13 protein-coding genes are annotated in these 16,078 nt (G+C 42.9%); 7 read left to right on the top strand and 6 right to left on the bottom strand.

Annotation, left to right across the window (positions count from 1 at the left end; all coding sequences use genetic code 11):
- Positions 1-33 precede the first annotated feature (33 nt).
- The 5 genes from BMW86_RS09985 to BMW86_RS10005 all read left to right on the top strand — a co-directional run bounded on the left by BMW86_RS09985 (position 34) and on the right by BMW86_RS10005 (position 5,254).
- The gene (locus tag BMW86_RS09985; RefSeq protein WP_089781389.1) at positions 34-426 is read left to right on the top strand and encodes a hypothetical protein; all 393 of its coding nucleotides are present in this window, start codon (positions 34-36) and stop codon (positions 424-426) included.
- A gap of 4 nt (positions 427-430) precedes the next feature.
- On the top strand, positions 431-1,117 hold the full coding sequence (locus tag BMW86_RS09990; RefSeq protein WP_089781391.1) for an NUDIX hydrolase: 687 nt from the start codon (positions 431-433) through the stop codon (positions 1,115-1,117).
- Between the two features lie 154 nt (positions 1,118-1,271).
- Positions 1,272-2,183 (top strand): pantoate--beta-alanine ligase, encoded by a 912-nt coding sequence (locus BMW86_RS09995; RefSeq protein ID WP_089781393.1) that lies wholly within the window; start codon positions 1,272-1,274, stop codon positions 2,181-2,183.
- An 11-nt stretch (positions 2,184-2,194) separates the two neighbouring features.
- Complete coding sequence (locus tag BMW86_RS10000; RefSeq protein WP_089781395.1) at positions 2,195-3,610, top strand: nicotinate phosphoribosyltransferase; 1,416 nt, start codon at positions 2,195-2,197, stop codon at positions 3,608-3,610.
- Between the two features lie 105 nt (positions 3,611-3,715).
- Positions 3,716-5,254: a class I SAM-dependent methyltransferase gene (locus tag BMW86_RS10005; protein ID WP_089783626.1), complete on the top strand. Its 1,539-nt coding sequence runs from the start codon at positions 3,716-3,718 to the stop codon at positions 5,252-5,254.
- A gap of 79 nt (positions 5,255-5,333) precedes the next feature.
- On the opposite strand, the gene BMW86_RS10010 is transcribed toward BMW86_RS10005, so the two are convergent.
- Genes BMW86_RS10010 through BMW86_RS10030 form a run of 5 tightly spaced genes read right to left on the bottom strand, consistent with a single transcriptional unit; the run spans position 5,334 to position 12,268 of the window.
- The gene (locus tag BMW86_RS10010; protein WP_089781397.1) at positions 5,334-8,513 is read right to left on the bottom strand and encodes an efflux RND transporter permease subunit; all 3,180 of its coding nucleotides are present in this window, start codon (positions 8,511-8,513) and stop codon (positions 5,334-5,336) included.
- A 6-nt stretch (positions 8,514-8,519) separates the two neighbouring features.
- Complete coding sequence (locus tag BMW86_RS10015) at positions 8,520-9,581, bottom strand: efflux RND transporter periplasmic adaptor subunit (protein WP_089781399.1); 1,062 nt, start codon at positions 9,579-9,581, stop codon at positions 8,520-8,522.
- Between the two features lie 31 nt (positions 9,582-9,612).
- On the bottom strand, positions 9,613-10,968 hold the full coding sequence (locus tag BMW86_RS10020) for a TolC family protein (RefSeq protein ID WP_089781402.1): 1,356 nt from the start codon (positions 10,966-10,968) through the stop codon (positions 9,613-9,615).
- Between the two features lie 58 nt (positions 10,969-11,026).
- Complete coding sequence (locus BMW86_RS10025) at positions 11,027-11,641, bottom strand: TetR/AcrR family transcriptional regulator (RefSeq protein ID WP_089781404.1); 615 nt, start codon at positions 11,639-11,641, stop codon at positions 11,027-11,029.
- 9 nt (positions 11,642-11,650) lie between these two features.
- Positions 11,651-12,268: a TetR/AcrR family transcriptional regulator gene (locus BMW86_RS10030; protein ID WP_143056539.1), complete on the bottom strand. Its 618-nt coding sequence runs from the start codon at positions 12,266-12,268 to the stop codon at positions 11,651-11,653.
- Between the two features lie 486 nt (positions 12,269-12,754).
- On the opposite strand from BMW86_RS10030, the gene BMW86_RS10035 reads away from it, so the two are divergent.
- A complete protein-coding gene (locus BMW86_RS10035; RefSeq protein ID WP_089781406.1) occupies positions 12,755-13,279 on the top strand; it encodes a hypothetical protein in 525 nt (174 codons plus the stop codon).
- A gap of 83 nt (positions 13,280-13,362) precedes the next feature.
- On the opposite strand, the gene BMW86_RS10040 is transcribed toward BMW86_RS10035, so the two are convergent.
- Complete coding sequence (locus BMW86_RS10040; protein ID WP_089781407.1) at positions 13,363-14,622, bottom strand: pyridoxal phosphate-dependent aminotransferase; 1,260 nt, start codon at positions 14,620-14,622, stop codon at positions 13,363-13,365.
- 281 nt (positions 14,623-14,903) lie between these two features.
- Here BMW86_RS10040 and dnaN point away from each other — a divergent pair, with 281 nt between their 5' ends.
- Positions 14,904-16,022 carry a DNA polymerase III subunit beta gene (gene dnaN, locus BMW86_RS10045; protein WP_089781409.1) on the top strand — a complete coding sequence of 373 codons (1,119 nt, stop codon included), beginning with the start codon at positions 14,904-14,906 and terminating at the stop codon, positions 16,020-16,022.
- The last annotated feature ends 56 nt before the right edge of the window (positions 16,023-16,078 follow it).

Below are 16,078 nucleotides of genomic sequence, written 5' to 3' on the forward strand. Positions count from 1 at the left end.
TAATACCTTGCAGCTCTATAACATAATTTTATCATGCGTAGTATTCTCATTTTATTAACAAGCAGCCTGCTTTTTTCGTGTAATCAGTCAGGTGAGCGGGATAATACCAACAGGGCGGCTTATGATATTATAACAGAGAAGAGCTACGTAACCCGGAATATCAAACCGGGCAATCCTGATGATTCTGTGTTCCTTCGCAAACAGCAAATGGAAAACTATCTTGAACGTCATGGTTTCACCAGACACATTGCGGCCAAAGACAGCCTGCTGTTTCATAGAACAAATGCACAGGAAGTACTGATAGATTTACCTGTTCCACAGGATGCCTGGGGTGCTAATACCATTATCGTATTCGATCCTGCAAAAAATCCCCTGTTCATCAATCTTCATAAGGATACCACACAGGTAGAACATTATATAAAATAAGCGGTTGGAACCAAAACAAAACATAAGACTCTGTGTGGATGCGGTAGTGTTTGGCTACACTGCGAAAGAAAGCATTTCTGTACTGCTCATCAAACGTACCATTCCTCCTTTCATGCACCGCTGGGCATTGCCAGGCGGTTTTGTGCTGGACGGAGAAACCCTGGAAGAAGCAGTAACAAGAGAACTGCAAACCGAAGCCGGTGTGCATATCAATTACCTGGAACAACTGTATACTTTTGGTCGCCCGGAACGTGATCCCCGTGGCAGGGTAGTGTCTGTGGCTTACTTTGGACTGGTAAACCCTACCAACTTTAAACTGGCCGCCAGTTCTGATGCAGAAGATGCCCGCTGGTTTGATATCAAGAAGTTACCGGACCTCGCCTTCGACCATGCAGAGGTAGTGGAAACTGCTGTGAAACGCCTGCGTACCAAAATAAGATATGAGCCTATAGGCTTTGAGCTACTGGATCAGAAATTCCCGATTTCTGACCTGGAGAAGTTATACGAGACGGTATTAGACCGTCCCATTGACCGGCGGAATTTCCAGAAAAAAATGAATCATTTCGGGATTCTGATGGGGCACAATGAGAAACAGAAACATCCGTCGGCAGGCCGACCGGCTAAGCTGTACAGCTTTAATGAAGAACAATACTTTAAGCTGAAGCAGGAAGGTATCATCTTCGAAATATAACTATTTATTGACAGGCTCCTATCGGGGCCTTTTTTATTTTTACACCTCAAAATCAGCCGTTTATATTTATTTGTGTAAATAGTACAAAAATTATTTTGTCTATGTGTTATAACTTATTACATTTGTGTCATAAATACGCAAACTAATTTATCCTATGCTAACAAATAAGCCGACAGCAGTCATTATAGCAAGGTTTCAGACACCGGCCCTTCATGAGGGACACCTTTCACTGATCCGCCAGGTGAAACAAAAACATAACCGGCTGATCATTGTTTTAGGAGTAAGCCCGGTAAAGGGTAGTCGCAAAAATCCGTTGGACTATTACACCCGCGAACGGATGCTCAAACAGCTGTTTTCAGATATCATCATATTACCACTCAGCGATCAGGCAATAGATAAAGTATGGTCTCAGAAACTGGATGATCTGTTATCCAACAACTTCCCGCAGGAAACATTTGTACTGTATGGTAGTCGCGATAGTTTCATTCCTTCTTACACCGGCCGTTACAACACGGAAGCATTGCCTCCCGTACAGGACTTTAACGCTACCGCACAAAGGGAAGCCATCTCTGATAAAGTATTTGATACGGAAGAGTTTCGTGCAGGCGTGATCTATAACACGTACAACCTCTTTCCAAAAGTATATCCTACAGTAGATATCGCCCTGTTCCGGCAGAACCGCCGGCAGCTGTTATTAGGCCGCAAGCCGAATGAAGTAGCCTGGAGATTGCCTGGTGGTTTTGCAGACCCTACTGATAACAGTTTTGAAATGGCAGCCCGCCGTGAACTACGTGAGGAATGCGGAGAAGTGGAAGCCGGACCTATGCAGTTTGAATTATCGCTGCTGATGGACGACTGGCGTTATCGCTCTGAAGTAGATAAGATCATCACTACTCTTTTCAGTACAGACCTCCTCTTCGGAGAACCTGCAGCCGCAGACGATCTTGCCGCTATGAGATGGGTAAATGTAAACGAGATCCCTCAGCTTATTGCACAAGGCGAAATAGTTAGCACCCACATACCCCTGATAGAAAAATTAGCCGAAAAATATTCTACAAACGATTAAAATAAGGAATCATGACAAAGGAAAACATCATTCTCTTAGCCGACGCTTACAAATACTCTCACCACAAACTGTATATACCGGGCACTGAATATATTTACTCCTACCTGGAAAGCCGCGGCGGCAAGTTTGAAGAAACCGTTTTCTATGGATTACAGTATCTCCTCATGGAATACCTGCAGGGCGCTGTTATTACTAAAGAAAAGATTGATGAAGCAGAAGCAACTTTGCTGGAGGTATTTGGCCGCAATGATATCTTCGACCGTAGCAAATTCGAATACATTATAGAGAAACATGGGGGTCGTTTACCGGTGCGTATCAAAGCAGTACCGGAAGGAACAGTCACTTCTGTAAAGAATGTACTGATGACCATCGAGAATACAGACCCTAACTGTTTCTGGTTAACCAACTTCCTGGAAACATTACTGATGCAGGTATGGTATCCATGTACGGTGGCTACGCTTTCCAGAGAGATTAAAAAGATAGTACAGCAGTATTATACCACTACTGCCAGCGCTGCATCTTTTGCCGGCATCGATTATATACTGAACGACTTTGGTTTCCGTGGCGCCAGCTCTGTAGAAAGTGCGGGATGGGGCGGTAGCGCTCACCTGATCAGCTTTGCCGGTAGCGATACATTGATTGCGTCTACTTACGCGAAACGTTATTATAACGCACCTGTTGCTCCGGGAGTTTCTATCCCTGCCACTGAACACTCTATCGTTACGCTGCTGGGAGAGAAAGGGGAACTGGAAATATTCCGTCACATTCTGGATACGTTCCCTACAGGTATTATTGCCTGCGTATCTGACTCCTACAACATTCTCCGTGCATGTAAAGATTACTGGGGTACTGAACTGAAACAACAGATCCTGAACCGTAAAGGAACATTGGTAATACGTCCGGACAGTGGAGATGCTGTACAGACATTGCTGAAAATATTTGAAATCCTGATGCAGGAATTTGGATTTACCCTGAATGAGAAAGGGTATAAAGTATTACCACCTCAGGTACGTGTGATTCAGGGTGATGGTATCAGTTACTCTTCCATTCCTGTTATTTACGAAGCATTAAAGAATGCCGGTATCAGTGCTGAAAACCTGGTGCTGGGTATGGGTGGGGCTTTGCTGCAACGAGTGAACCGTGATACACAGGAATATGCATTGAAATGTTCTTATGCACAGGTAAATGGTAAAGAAATTAACGTACAGAAGAATCCTTTGGAATTAGATGCAAATGGTAACACGCGCGTTTCTTTCAAGAAATCCAAATATGGCAAACAGGTACTGGTAAAGGAAAATGGTGTTTTCAAATCTTATGCTCAAAGCGAAGCGCCTCAGTTAGCAGATGAGCTGGTAACTGTATTTGAAAATGGAGAGATTAAAAAACAATACACTTTTGACGAAATAAAGAAACGAGCAATTATCTGATCTGGGCATACTATTCACTAACGAATTCATCACCATCATTTGTCCCCCATTTTCATGCTGTCTCCGGCCTCCCGGCAGACAGCATTTTTTTATTATTTTGTGCAGATGTATATACTAATACCTGGCCGACACCATCTTCTTACAGATTTTCAGTTTAAGTACCTGAATGGGCTTGTGCAGCGCAGCCTGGAAGGAGAACTGGATATTCAGGGTAAACCAATGTTACCCATGCCTGTTACCGCAATAATATTTGCGGTCACTTCTTCTAATCATCTGGGTACTAAACGTAACCCCGTTCCTTTTTACTTAAGGGCTATGACGATACAGGAGTTTTCCAGTTATCTGGATGTTCCCGTATTTGTATATGGAATTGATGATGTGGGGGTTATTGATAACTTCGCTGGTTATACCTTAAAAACTATTAATCATAACAGTGAAGGTTTTCACAAACTAACTCCTGATAATACGATTGTAATCTGTTCTACTCCTGTAAAGGATATGTATGCAGAACAAGGCTATCGCGTATTACCGGCAGAATGGGATGTTAATACTCAACAATACACACAGGTTTTACCATGGGATATTGTGCAGATGATCGTAAAAGCAGATAACTGGAAAAAAGATAAACAGATCCTGGATCTGATGCATCCTGCAGCTTTTAAGGTCTGGAACCAGTATAATGTTGGAGAGAAAGTACAGCGTATTCTAAAAGACCCTATCATAGGCGCAGACGGAGATCTTACTGCTACGAGAGATTATAATGCTTATGTAAAGCAGATGGATGAAATAGCTGCTTTAAAATATCAGGAGACCGCGCCTTATATTCATACCGGGAGAATAGGAGATATTGGCTGTGCAGCTGGTTCCTGGATAAAGACAGGAAGTGAAGATGAGCGTTTGCATGAGTGTGATTTTTACGGTGTAGAAGTATCAAGGCATTTATTTGATATTTGCCTGCAACGTAAGCATAATGGGGATTTTACAAATCCTTCTGTTTTCTTTTCTCAAAAGAATGCAGTAACAAGTCTGGTATTTGATGCTGGAAGCATGAATACCATCCACACGTCTTCTCTTACCCATGAAATAGAATCTTACGGCAGCAGGGCTGATCTACTTGAATTTATCAATAACCGTTATCAGGAGCTTGCTCCTGGTGGGGTATGGATTAACAGGGATGTTGTTGGGCCTGATAATAAAGACGAGATCATACTAATGTGGTTAAATGCCAGCGACGGAGAGAACGATACCACAGATCTTGATAAACTGTCTACAAGAGCTTTATTCACGCGCTTTGCACAGGACTTCCGTCATGCAGAAGGATTCCACTTACCTTATGAATGGGTAACCATACAAGATGAAACCTATTGCAAATTAAAAATGCAGGACGCCTGTGAGTTCCTGTTTACAAAAGATTATAAAGACAACTGGTTAAGTGAAATGCATGAAACATTCTGTTTCTGGAATTTTGCCGACTGGCAACAGGCTTTGGAAACCGCCGGTTTCAGAGTAGATAAACTATCCAAACCTTACCGTAACGAATGGATAGTGAAAAACAGATTAGAAGGGAAAACAAAATTATTCAATACCTCTCTGGAAGAAATCCCTTTCCCCGTATCTCACATGTTATTACTGGCCAGAAAATAAAGAGGCCGGAGTAGGAATACCCCGGCCATTTACCTAAACCTACAACTGTTACACTGTTAGAGTAACGATTATCTTATAATTAGTTTAATGCTGCTGCTTTAATTTCCTCCTCAGAAGGAGCCGACATTTTCTGACGGATCATACGTTTGGTAGAAGGTTTATTCATTCCCAGACGGTTCATCGCGCTATCCACAATTCTGTACACTACCGGTACTATGATCAGGGTCAGGAACATGGAGCTTGTCAGACCTCCGATGATTACCCATGCAAGACCATTTTTGATAGCGGATACACCACCGGTTGCCAATGCAATTGGTAACATACCGATTACCATCGCAATCGTTGTCATCAGGATCGGGCGGAGACGCGCATGATTCGCGTGAATCAGTGCTTCATTCGTACTCATCCCCTGTTCCTTCATCTGGTTAGTAAAATCGACCAGAATGATCGCATTTTTCGCCACAAGTCCTATCAGCATAATCATACCCAGGAGACTGAAGATGTTCAGGGTATTGTTAGTAAGGGCCAGTGCCAGTAATGCACCGATGATTGCCAGAGGGATAGAGAACAATACTACCAGCGGGTAAATATAGTTATCATATAATGCTACCATGATCAGGTACACCAGTACAATAGAGATCATCAATGCTATTCCTATCGTACCAAACGAATCTCCCTGATTTTCCGCATCACCTGCCCAGAGGTAACTGATACCTGCAGGCTTAGGCAGTTCTGCCAGTTTAGCTGCAAACTCTGCCTGCACAGTACCGCTTGGGCGACCTACAACCAGCGATTTCACTGATACCGACGTATTCTTATCCCTTCTTTCCAGCTTACTGGGACCGGAACCTTGTGTGATAGTAGCAAACTGCAACAGTTTAACCAGCTGTCCTTTATTATTTAGAAACTCTATATTGGAAACATCCTCCAGGTTCTTCCTGTTAAAGTCGTCGAACCGGATGTTTATATCATATTCATAATCTCCCTGTCTGAATTTTATTTTGGAATCATCTGCAGTACCGTTGAATGCTGTTTGCATAGTTCCTCCTACGCCATCCAGCGTAAGTCCCAGTGCGGACATCTTATCACGATCTACCTGCACATTGATTTCCGGGTTACCATCTTCTACGGATAACTTCACATCACTTGTACCATCAATTTTTGACAGTACCACCATCGCTTTCTTGGCAAATCCCATTACACTATCCAGCTCAGTACCCATCACAACAAGTTCCACAGGTGCTGTCTGTGCCGTACCCATGATACTCACATCCATTGTTTTCACCTTCACACCAGGTAAAACTTTACGGAGTTGTTCTTTGATTCTGGCCCCATAAATATCTGCTCCGTCCAGACGCTCTTTAGGATCTACCAGCATTACCGTGATCTCGGCTTTGTATGCAGTTGACTGCGATACACCAAAACCATCCTCACTGGTTTGTCCTACGGTAGTGATTAACCGCGTAATTTCTTTTTTAGTGGCAAGATATTTCTCCGCAGTGCGGGTAGCCTGGTTGGTTTGTTCTACAGATGCATCCTTTGGCATTTCCAGCACAACGATGAACTGTCCGCGGTCACCATTAGGAATGAACTCTCCTCCAATGTATCCTTTACCTACCAGCATGAAGGACAGGAATAACAAGCCTACTGCTCCAATCAGCATAATTGCTTTATGATTCAGTGCCCATTTCAGGATGCCAGTCATCCAGTCTGTAAATTTCGAGAGTTGCTTTTCAAACCACAGGATGAATTTTTCAAAAAGGTTCTTACCAGTGATATGCTCCAGCTTTCCAAATCTTGATGATAGTAATGGAACGATCATAAAAGAGGCAAGCAAACTAAGCATTGTAGACATCATCACCACTACGCAGAACTGACGGAGAATCATTGATACCAGTCCGCTTGTCAGCGAGATAGGCAGGAATACCACCACAATTACGAGTGTAATAGAGGTAACGGTAAAGCCTATTTCTTTTACCCCGTCAAAAGCAGCACGTACACGGTTCTTACCCATTTCCATATGCCTGTAAATATTCTCCAGTACCACAATCGCATCATCCACCAGGATACCTACCACCAGGGATAAACCCAGCAGGGACATCAGGTTCAGTGAGTAACCCATCAGCTTTATACCGATGAAAGTTGCTATCAGTGATGCCGGAATAGAGATCATTACGAAGATCGCATTACGGATACTGTGCAGGAATAATAACATTACAAAGGCTACAAGTACGATCGCAATGATCAGGTCATGAATTACAGAATCAGCAGATTCCAGTGTAAAGTCGGAAGAGTCATTTGCGATAAATAGTTTCAGTTTGCTGGCACTATAATCTTTTTCGATGCTGGCGATCGCCTTCTTCATTTCTTCACTCACAGTTACGGCATTGGCATCGTTCTGTTTCTGCACCTGTAGGGCGATAGAACTCACTCCATCCAAACGGGCGAGACGTTCCGCATCTTTCTGTCCGTCCTGCACATCTGCCACATCTTTCAGGCGAACCTGTGTACCATCATCCAGTGTAGTCAGTACAAGATTACGCAGCTGATCTACATCCTTATATTTACCTGCCAGACGAATCAGCATCTGCTGATCTAATGTTTTTACCTTACCCGTAGGGAAGTCTAAGTTGGCATTGGTGATGGTCTGACGCAACTGTACAATAGACAGCTTATATGCGTCCAGCTTTTTAGGATCTATATTAATCTGGATCTCACGTTCCTGTCCACCGATCAGTGTTACCTGTGCAACACCTGGTAAACGGGAAAGTAATGGTTGTATTTTTTTATCTACCAGGTCATAAAATGTTTTGCTATCCATATTGGCGGTAGCAGACAATGTCATGATAGGTAAGTCATCCAGAGAGAATTTAGTCAGCGATGGTGCCTTTGCATCTGTAGGCAGATCAGATAATATAGAGTTTACCTTACGCTGTGCATCCTGCAGGGCAATATCCACATTCGCATCGTTGTTCAATTCTATTGTTACAGTAGATAAACTTTCAGAGGATTTGGAAATGATCTTTTTGATCTTCTCCATGGATGCAACTGCATCTTCAATCTTCTTGGTAATTGTACTCTCTACTTCTTTAGGAGAAGCTCCGGGATACACTGTAGCAATTGTTACTACAGGTGATGTAAACTTTGGCAGTAACTCATAGTTCAGCGATTTATAGCTAATGAACCCCATCAGGGAGAGGACAGTAAACACCACTACCACTATGGTCGGCCGCTTTATGGATATTTCAGTGATCTTCATAGTTGATTATTTTTGCACCATTACTTTAGCACCATCTATCAGGTTGATCTGTCCGCTGGTGATAACTGTTTCTCCTTCCTTTAATCCTTCTCTTATTTCTACTTTATCGCCAAAGATGCGACCTGCTATAACTTTACGCAGTTTAGCCGTGTTGTCCTGCATTACATATACCTGGTTGCTGTTTACACCACCTACAAAAGCGGTGCGTGCTACCAGTATAGCTGCTGATGCATCAGGCAGATCAAAATGTGCAGTACCGAACATCCCGGCTTTCAGTTGTTTACCGCTGATGTTAGCTACTTCCATTTCTATCGGATAGTTCAGTGTATTATCACCTTTGGCTGCAATGAATGTGATACGCCCTTCATAGGTAACTTCGGGGAATACATTAGTAGTTACATTTACCTTGTCACCTACTTTCAGGGTTACTACCTGTGCTTCCGGTACTGATACCGCCAGTTTCAAACGGGATACATCTACGATATCAAACAATTTATTACCAATAGAGAGGTAAGCACCCTGCTCTACATATTTTTTATTGATAACACCCTGTATAGGCGCTTTGATATAAGTATCACTTACACGACGGCTGGCAGCAGTATATTTAGAAGCAGCCAGATCGTATTGCAGTTTCGCATCGTCTACCTGTTTGCGGGTAACACCACCTGTCTGAAATGCGCTTTCATATCTTTCTTTATCTACTCTCAGTTGTTCCAGGTTAGCCTTTGCAGATTGTAAATCTGTTCCCAGAATTTCTCCATCTATATAACCAATGATCTGTCCCTGTTTTACCACGCTACCCTCGTCTACAGTCAGTTTAGTGATACGTCCTGCAATTTCCGCCAGGTAAGTGAGTTCACGTACAGGCGTGAAGTTACCATTGGCCAGGAAGCCTTGTGAGAAATCTGTTTTTGATACTTTTTCTACCAGTACAGGAACATCTCCTGAATTACTTTCTTTTACGAACTCCGTTTTTGCCAGGTTGGCTTTTTTATTGGCGCCCAGTTTCCACATGATCAGTGCACCAGCTGCTATTACGACTAAGCTCCAGATAATAATTTTTTTCATATAGATCCAGTATGATGTTTATAGATGTTGATTAGTTCAGGAGACTTTTAAGATTCCCGTTTGATTTAATAATGTCCAGTTCCGCCAGTTTGTATTGCAGCAGCGCTTCGTTATAATTGTTCTGCGCTTCTGTAAGGGATGTTTCTGAATCTAACAGATCAGTGAGGTTGGCCAGTCCAAGGTTGTAATTATTCTGTGTAGAATTATATACCTCATTGGCTAAGTCTACGTTCTCTTTCTGTGCCTGTATGGTAGTCAGATTATTCTGTACCTGCAGTTTTGCATTTTCAAACTGTGTGTTGAGTGCAAGGGCTGTTTCTTCTTTTTGTTTACTCAGCTCTTTCAGCGTTACGCTGGCCTGACTTACACGTGAACGACGGGCAAAACCATCAAAAATCGGGATCTTTAAAGTGAGGCTCACATTTGCCATACTATACCAGCTGGCAGTAGAACCACTCCCTTTGAACATATCAAATTTGTTACTGATCCCATTATAGGAATAGTTACCGGCTAAGGCCAGGGAAGGGTAATATTCTGCTTTGTATGCTTTCTTCTGGAACTCCTGTAACTCTTCCTGTTTCTTCAGCAAGCGGTATTCTATCCTGTTATCCAGGTTTACTCCGCCATAATCCAGCGCAGCTACGGCTTTACTTTCTATCTCTTTAAAGGAAGTATGTGGCAGGTCGATGGAAGACGTCATTGACATACCCATTTGTTGTTTCAGCTGGTTCAGTTGTACCAGGTATTGGTTCTGTGCCTGTGTGCGTTGTGTTTTATAGTTGGTGAGGTTTACGCGCATACGGTCCAGGTCTATTTTCCTTGCCAGTCCGCTTTCAACCTGAGAGCCGGTGGTGGCTACCAGTTTGCCTATCTTTTCTATATTGGCATCCAGTACGATCATTTTTTCGCGGGATACCAGTGTGCTGTAATATAACTGGGTCACATTATAGATAACGGTTTCCTCGCTTTGTGCAGACTGCATACTGTAATATTCTTCTCCTGCTCTTGCGGCTTTTAAACCGGTAAATACGGATTGATCATATATGGTCTGTGTAAGGGTGCCTGAAGCGGTGATGTTGTGTGTGGTACCCGCTTCCAGCAGTACTGTTTTACCAGGTTCCTGGATAAGCTCTCCCGGAACGGCCAGTACCTGTTTCTTGATATTGTTGGTATACTGTCCACTGGCATTTACCTGTGGAAGTGCTTTGGATCTTACTTCGCTTGTTTTGAAACGACCCATATCTTCTTCCATGCGGATACGTGCCAGCTGCTGATTATTGGTAAGTGCGTACTTCAGGCACTCCTGCAGCGACAGTTCCGACTGCGCATAGGTATTATAGCCCCCTATTCCCACAAGGAGAATAAGCGTTAACATGATCCTTTTCATCCGTATAATCTTTGTTTTTTTTGTAGGCGGATTTGAATATTAATAGTTCGTTCGAATATTAGTCTTCGTCTTTAATTTGTAGGTATCCGGCGGCGATTTTACGTCCTTTTAAAGTTGTAATACCTAATATGAAATGCTGTGTTAATTGCGTCATTACCTCGTGCATATCATATTGTGTAGCCGGATATTGTGCAGGATCGAATACCGTTTCCAGTTGTAGTTGCCGCATGCGCGCCACTATTGTGGTATTAAGATCGTTGCGGTATAATCCTTCTTCAATTCCACGCTTCAGGTTTTCGGAGATAGCGTCCAGTACACAATCCTTTTTAAAATCTTCTACGGTTTTCCAGATGCCCGGATGATATTTCTGTACTTCGTACAACATCACGGGATTCACTGTTTTACCGAGTAACTCCATGTACTCCAGTTCCCTGATTAATTCTTCAATAGCATTGGCAGAGTGCTGACGGAAATTTTTAAATTGTTCCACATGCCCATTCAGTAAAAAACTCATTCCTTCATGTACCAGGTCTTCTTTGTCTCTGAAATGTTCGTATACCGTCTTCTTCGACACTCCGCTTTCCCTCGATATATCAAACATTGTAACGCTCTTAATACCATACATCCTGAACATCCGTAGTGCTGTTTCCATTATCCGTTCTCTGACTGGCATGACTCCTGTTTAACGGTGCTTTAATCCTTTCACAAATATTTCCGTCAGCAGCTTCTGCTGTGCTACTATTCTTTCAAAATCTTCGGGGGCCAGGTCCGCATTTATCTGAACCGGCATACAATAATCTATAACAGAAAATCTCAGTCCTTCCATCGTCTGGTTATATAATTCTGCCATTCTTTCTACATCATCTATCACAAATTCTCCGGTCTCTACGCCATATTTCATAATCTTCGTGATCAGCGCATCTATCGCTATCTTCATTTCCCTCATGACCCGTTGTGTTTCCGGACTGCCATCATTCAATACCTTGAATAATTCCAGGCGACTGTAACGTTGTACGAACTGGCGTTTAATTTCAATAATATTCAGCAGGGTCTGGGTGGCAGATGTCATGTTCTGCGCCTCAGCCTCTTGTTCTGCATGAAAGATTTCCCCGATTTTCTCCAGCACAGCGAAGTGTAATCCCTTCTTATCCGGGAAGTAATAATATAAAGATGCCTTTGAGCAACGCAGGTCGTCAGCTATCTCATTCATGGTAGTCTTGGACGCACCATAGTGAGTAAATCGCTTCAAAGTCGCTTCGAGGATCTTTTCCCTCATTTCATCTTTGGTTTCGGCGTGCATTAACTTTTTGACTTTTTTAGTTTCCGAGTCAAAAGTAAGAACTTTTAGCAGAATAGTCAAGGAAGTTGGCTATTTAACAATTGATTAACTTTTCGAACAAAAAAGTCAGGAAGTTAGAAGCCCTTCTTAAAGCACTGTAAAACACGGCCCTAAAGACTTATTCATGGCTCATTCTACCAACATTCCTTCGTCACTCCTATATCACTCCTATATCATTCTACCGGCATTCCTATATCCAAACGATATAGGAATGATGTAAGAGTGCTGAAGGAATGAGCTTTCTATGACGAAGGGATATAGGATTTTGAGGTTTATATGCCCCTGAATCAACACAGGAAAGGGGATTTCCCATAGGTGGTTCCTGAGAAAATGTGATAGCGGCGAAATTTCAGGTATTAACAGATGGATTTCGGGATTATATCTCAAATAATCAGTTTTGGCGTGTTGGGGCATCCCTTTTGCATTACTTAATGAAAATCAATCTATATGAAAAAGTTAATGTTCCTCGTAATTGCCTTAACAGGATTTACGTTTGCCTCACAGGCACAGGTCAACGTTAGTATCAACTTAGGTACTCAGCCAGCCTGGGGACCTACAGGCTATGACTATGTTGATTATTATTACCTGCCGGATATCGAAACCTATTATTATGTACCTGACCGGGTGTACATCTATAGAAACGGTAACAGCTGGCACAGATCCAGAATACTGCCCGCACGTTACACCAGCTATGATGTGTACAACATGCATAAGGTGGTGATCAATGGTGTAAACAGGCCATACCTTAAGAATAAAGTTTACAAGGAGAAATACGGCAACTTTAAAGGCCAGCACGATCAGACACCGATCCGCGACAGCAGGGAAGAGAAGTATTATGTGAACAGGTATCATCCTCAGCATGCACAGTGGCAGAAAGAGCATCCTGGTAACAATGGTCATGGGAATAATGGGAATAATGGTCACGGGAATAAAGGTGGGAACGGACATGGTAAGGGTAAAGACAAACACTAATAACGTACAGGACAGACAGTAAATGAGAAAAGCCGTTTCGGGGAGATCCCGAAACGGCTTTTCTGATATTTAGCTTATTATAACTATTTTAACTTTTCCAGCGCAGCTTTCAGCTGAGCCAGCATAGCTGGTATTTCTTCTTTCACACAAGTGCCGACACTCATGCGATACCATGGAGAGTTCTTTGCAGAACCGAAGGCGTAGAACGGAACAAGACCCAGTTTAGCCTCATCCAGGATGTAGGATGTAACCGCAGCCTGATCTTCCAGTACTTTACCATCAGCAGTTTTCTTACCCACCAGGTCTATTTTCAGCGTGAGATAAATAGCAGCCTGTGGCGCGATAGCCTCTACGGAATGACCAGCTTTTTTCAGCGCGTCAAATCCTTCATAGATGCGCTGCAGTCTTTCCTCTACTTCAGCTTTAAAGCTCTTCAGGTAAGCATTTACTTCGTCTTTGCGACGCAGGTATTTGGCGGCAGCATGCTGCTCTGCCATAGGGCTCCATGCACCTACGTGAGACAGGATGGATTTCATCTTGCCTATCACGTGAGCGGGGCCTAATGCCCAACCTACTCTTACACCGGTAGCAGCAAAAGCTTTACTCATACCATCGATAAAGATGGTATAGTCTCTCAGCTCAGGACGCAGGGAAACGGGGGTGTAGTGTTGTGTTTGTCCGAAAGTTAACACCCAGTACATCTGGTCGAACATGATGTACAAAGGTTTTTCATCAGCACCGCGGCTCTTGTTTTCAGCAATGACCAGGTCGCAGATGTCTTCCAGTTGTTGTTTACCGAAAGCAGTACCGGTAGGGTTCTGCGGAGAACATAATGCCAGCAGGGTAGCGCCTTTAATTAAAGGTTTCAGTTCTGCGGCAGTAGGCATGAAATCGTTTTCTGGTTTTGTTTCCAGCACTACGTGTTCTGCTTCCAGGAAGTGAGTATAGTGATTATTGTTCCAGGAAGGAGTGGCATAGATTACCTTTTCACCCCTGTCCAGGATTGTTCTAAATGTGGCATAGATAATCGGACGGCCGCCGCAGGAGATAACGATCTCCTTTGTTGGATCATAGTTCAGGTGTTCATGTTCTGAGATGAATTCACCTACCGCTTTTCTCAACTCAAGGATACCATCTGCCGGAGGGTAGTTGGTAAAATGTTCCTTATAAGCAGTTATGATCTCTTCCTCAAACTCAGCCGGAATAGGAAATACCTTGGGGTCAAAATCCCCAATTGTAAAATTGTAGATCTTCTCGCCCTTGGCCTGCTTCTCCTTTATCTCACCGGCCAGCTTAATAATTTCAGACCCGATCAACGTTTCGGCTAAATGAGACAGTTTCATAACCCAAAAGATTTTTAAGTTTTAGAAATATTTTTTTTGAGTCCGCAAAGCTAACGGATATGCAGATCATTTAAAAGAAACACTACATTTTTTCAGAACATTCGAAATACAGGCTTAATTTTTGAATATCCCTCAATAATAAGCCCAATAAATGTTATTTTATTCAACATAACATTTTAGGGTAATATCTGTATTTCATGATTAGTCTGTTGTTTACAGTCCGCTTCTTTGTAGATTGGCAAAACTTTCTATCTTTGTTTGCTTTCAAATAATAATATCACATGAAGTTTATCGTTTCTTCCTCTACTTTGTTAAAACAATTGCAGCAGATCAGCGGTGTGATTAACTCCAATACCGTATTGCCAATCCTGGAGGATTTCCTTTTCCTGATTGACAAAAACGAACTAACTGTAGTGGCTACAGACCTGGAAACTGTAATGAAGGTAAAGCTGGAGGTAGAAGCCAAAGAAACCGGCCGTATTTGTATCCCGGCGAAGATCCTGATGGATTCCCTCAAGAATCTGCCCGACCAGCCACTGACTTTCCATATAGATCTGAACTCTTATGCAGTTGAGATTACTTCGGATAATGGTAAGTACAAGGTAATGGGTGAAAATCCGGAGAACTTCCCGAAAGAGCCGACTGCCGATGACACTACCTCTTTCACACTTCCTTCTACTGCACTGGTAACAGCCATCAACAAAACACTGTTTGCTGTGAGCAACGACGATCTTCGTCCTGCCATGACAGGCGTGTTCTTTGAACTGACCGTCAACAGCCTCACCTTTGTGGCTACCGATGCGCACAGACTGGTGAAATATGTAAGAACAGGCATTGAATGCCCTAAAGCAGAAACTTTCATTGTGCCTAAAAAGCCTTTGAACCTGCTGAAATCATCCCTGCCGGATAACGAGAGTGAACTGAAGATATCATACAGCCAGAATCACTTCTTTGTATCTCATGATGGTTCACAGATGATTTGTCGTCTGATCGATGCCCGCTTCCCGGACTATAAAGTGGTTATTCCAAAAGATAACCCTTACCGCCTTACCCTGGTAAAAAGCGATTTCCAGAACGCACTGAAACGCATTAGTGTATTCTCTAATAAAAGCACAAACCAGGTAGCGTTAAACATTACCGGCAGCGAACTCCAGCTTTCTGCACAGGATGTAGACTTCTCCTTTGAAGGTAACGAACGTATGAACTGCCAGTACACCGGCGAAGACATGCAGATCGCCTTTAACGCCAAGTTCCTGATAGAAATGCTGAATGCCGCAGAAGGTGATGAGATCACTATCGAATTATCTACTCCTACCAAAGCAGGTATCCTCAGACCTTCTGAAAAAGAAGAAAACGAAGATCTCCTGATGCTGGTAATGCCGCTGATGTTAAATAATTAAGCAGGCAGGACAACAACTGATAACTAATATTTATTTGTAAAGCAATCTCTCACAAG

The sequence above is a fragment of the Chitinophaga sp. YR573 genome, from assembly GCF_900110995.1.
Classification (GTDB): domain Bacteria; phylum Bacteroidota; class Bacteroidia; order Chitinophagales; family Chitinophagaceae; genus Chitinophaga.

Bases quoted from the DNA above. Each gene is read 5' to 3' on its own strand.
- BMW86_RS10000 (WP_089781395.1), top strand. From the start codon at position 2,195: ATGACAAAGGAAAACATCATTCTCTTAGCCGACGCTTACAAATACTCT.
- dnaN (WP_089781409.1), top strand. From the start codon at position 14,904: ATGAAGTTTATCGTTTCTTCCTCTACTTTGTTAAAACAATTGCAGCAG.
- BMW86_RS10010 (WP_089781397.1), bottom strand. From the start codon at position 8,513: ATGAAGATCACTGAAATATCCATAAAGCGGCCGACCATAGTGGTAGTG.
- BMW86_RS10035 (WP_089781406.1), top strand. From the start codon at position 12,755: ATGAAAAAGTTAATGTTCCTCGTAATTGCCTTAACAGGATTTACGTTT.
- BMW86_RS10040 (WP_089781407.1), bottom strand. From the start codon at position 14,622: ATGAAACTGTCTCATTTAGCCGAAACGTTGATCGGGTCTGAAATTATT.
- BMW86_RS09995 (WP_089781393.1), top strand. From the start codon at position 1,272: ATGCTAACAAATAAGCCGACAGCAGTCATTATAGCAAGGTTTCAGACA.
- BMW86_RS10025 (WP_089781404.1), bottom strand. From the start codon at position 11,641: ATGCCAGTCAGAGAACGGATAATGGAAACAGCACTACGGATGTTCAGG.
- BMW86_RS09985 (WP_089781389.1), top strand. From the start codon at position 34: ATGCGTAGTATTCTCATTTTATTAACAAGCAGCCTGCTTTTTTCGTGT.
- BMW86_RS10005 (WP_089783626.1), top strand. From the start codon at position 3,716: ATGTATATACTAATACCTGGCCGACACCATCTTCTTACAGATTTTCAG.
- BMW86_RS10015 (WP_089781399.1), bottom strand. From the start codon at position 9,581: ATGAAAAAAATTATTATCTGGAGCTTAGTCGTAATAGCAGCTGGTGCA.
- BMW86_RS10030 (WP_143056539.1), bottom strand. From the start codon at position 12,268: ATGCACGCCGAAACCAAAGATGAAATGAGGGAAAAGATCCTCGAAGCG.
- BMW86_RS10020 (WP_089781402.1), bottom strand. From the start codon at position 10,968: ATGAAAAGGATCATGTTAACGCTTATTCTCCTTGTGGGAATAGGGGGC.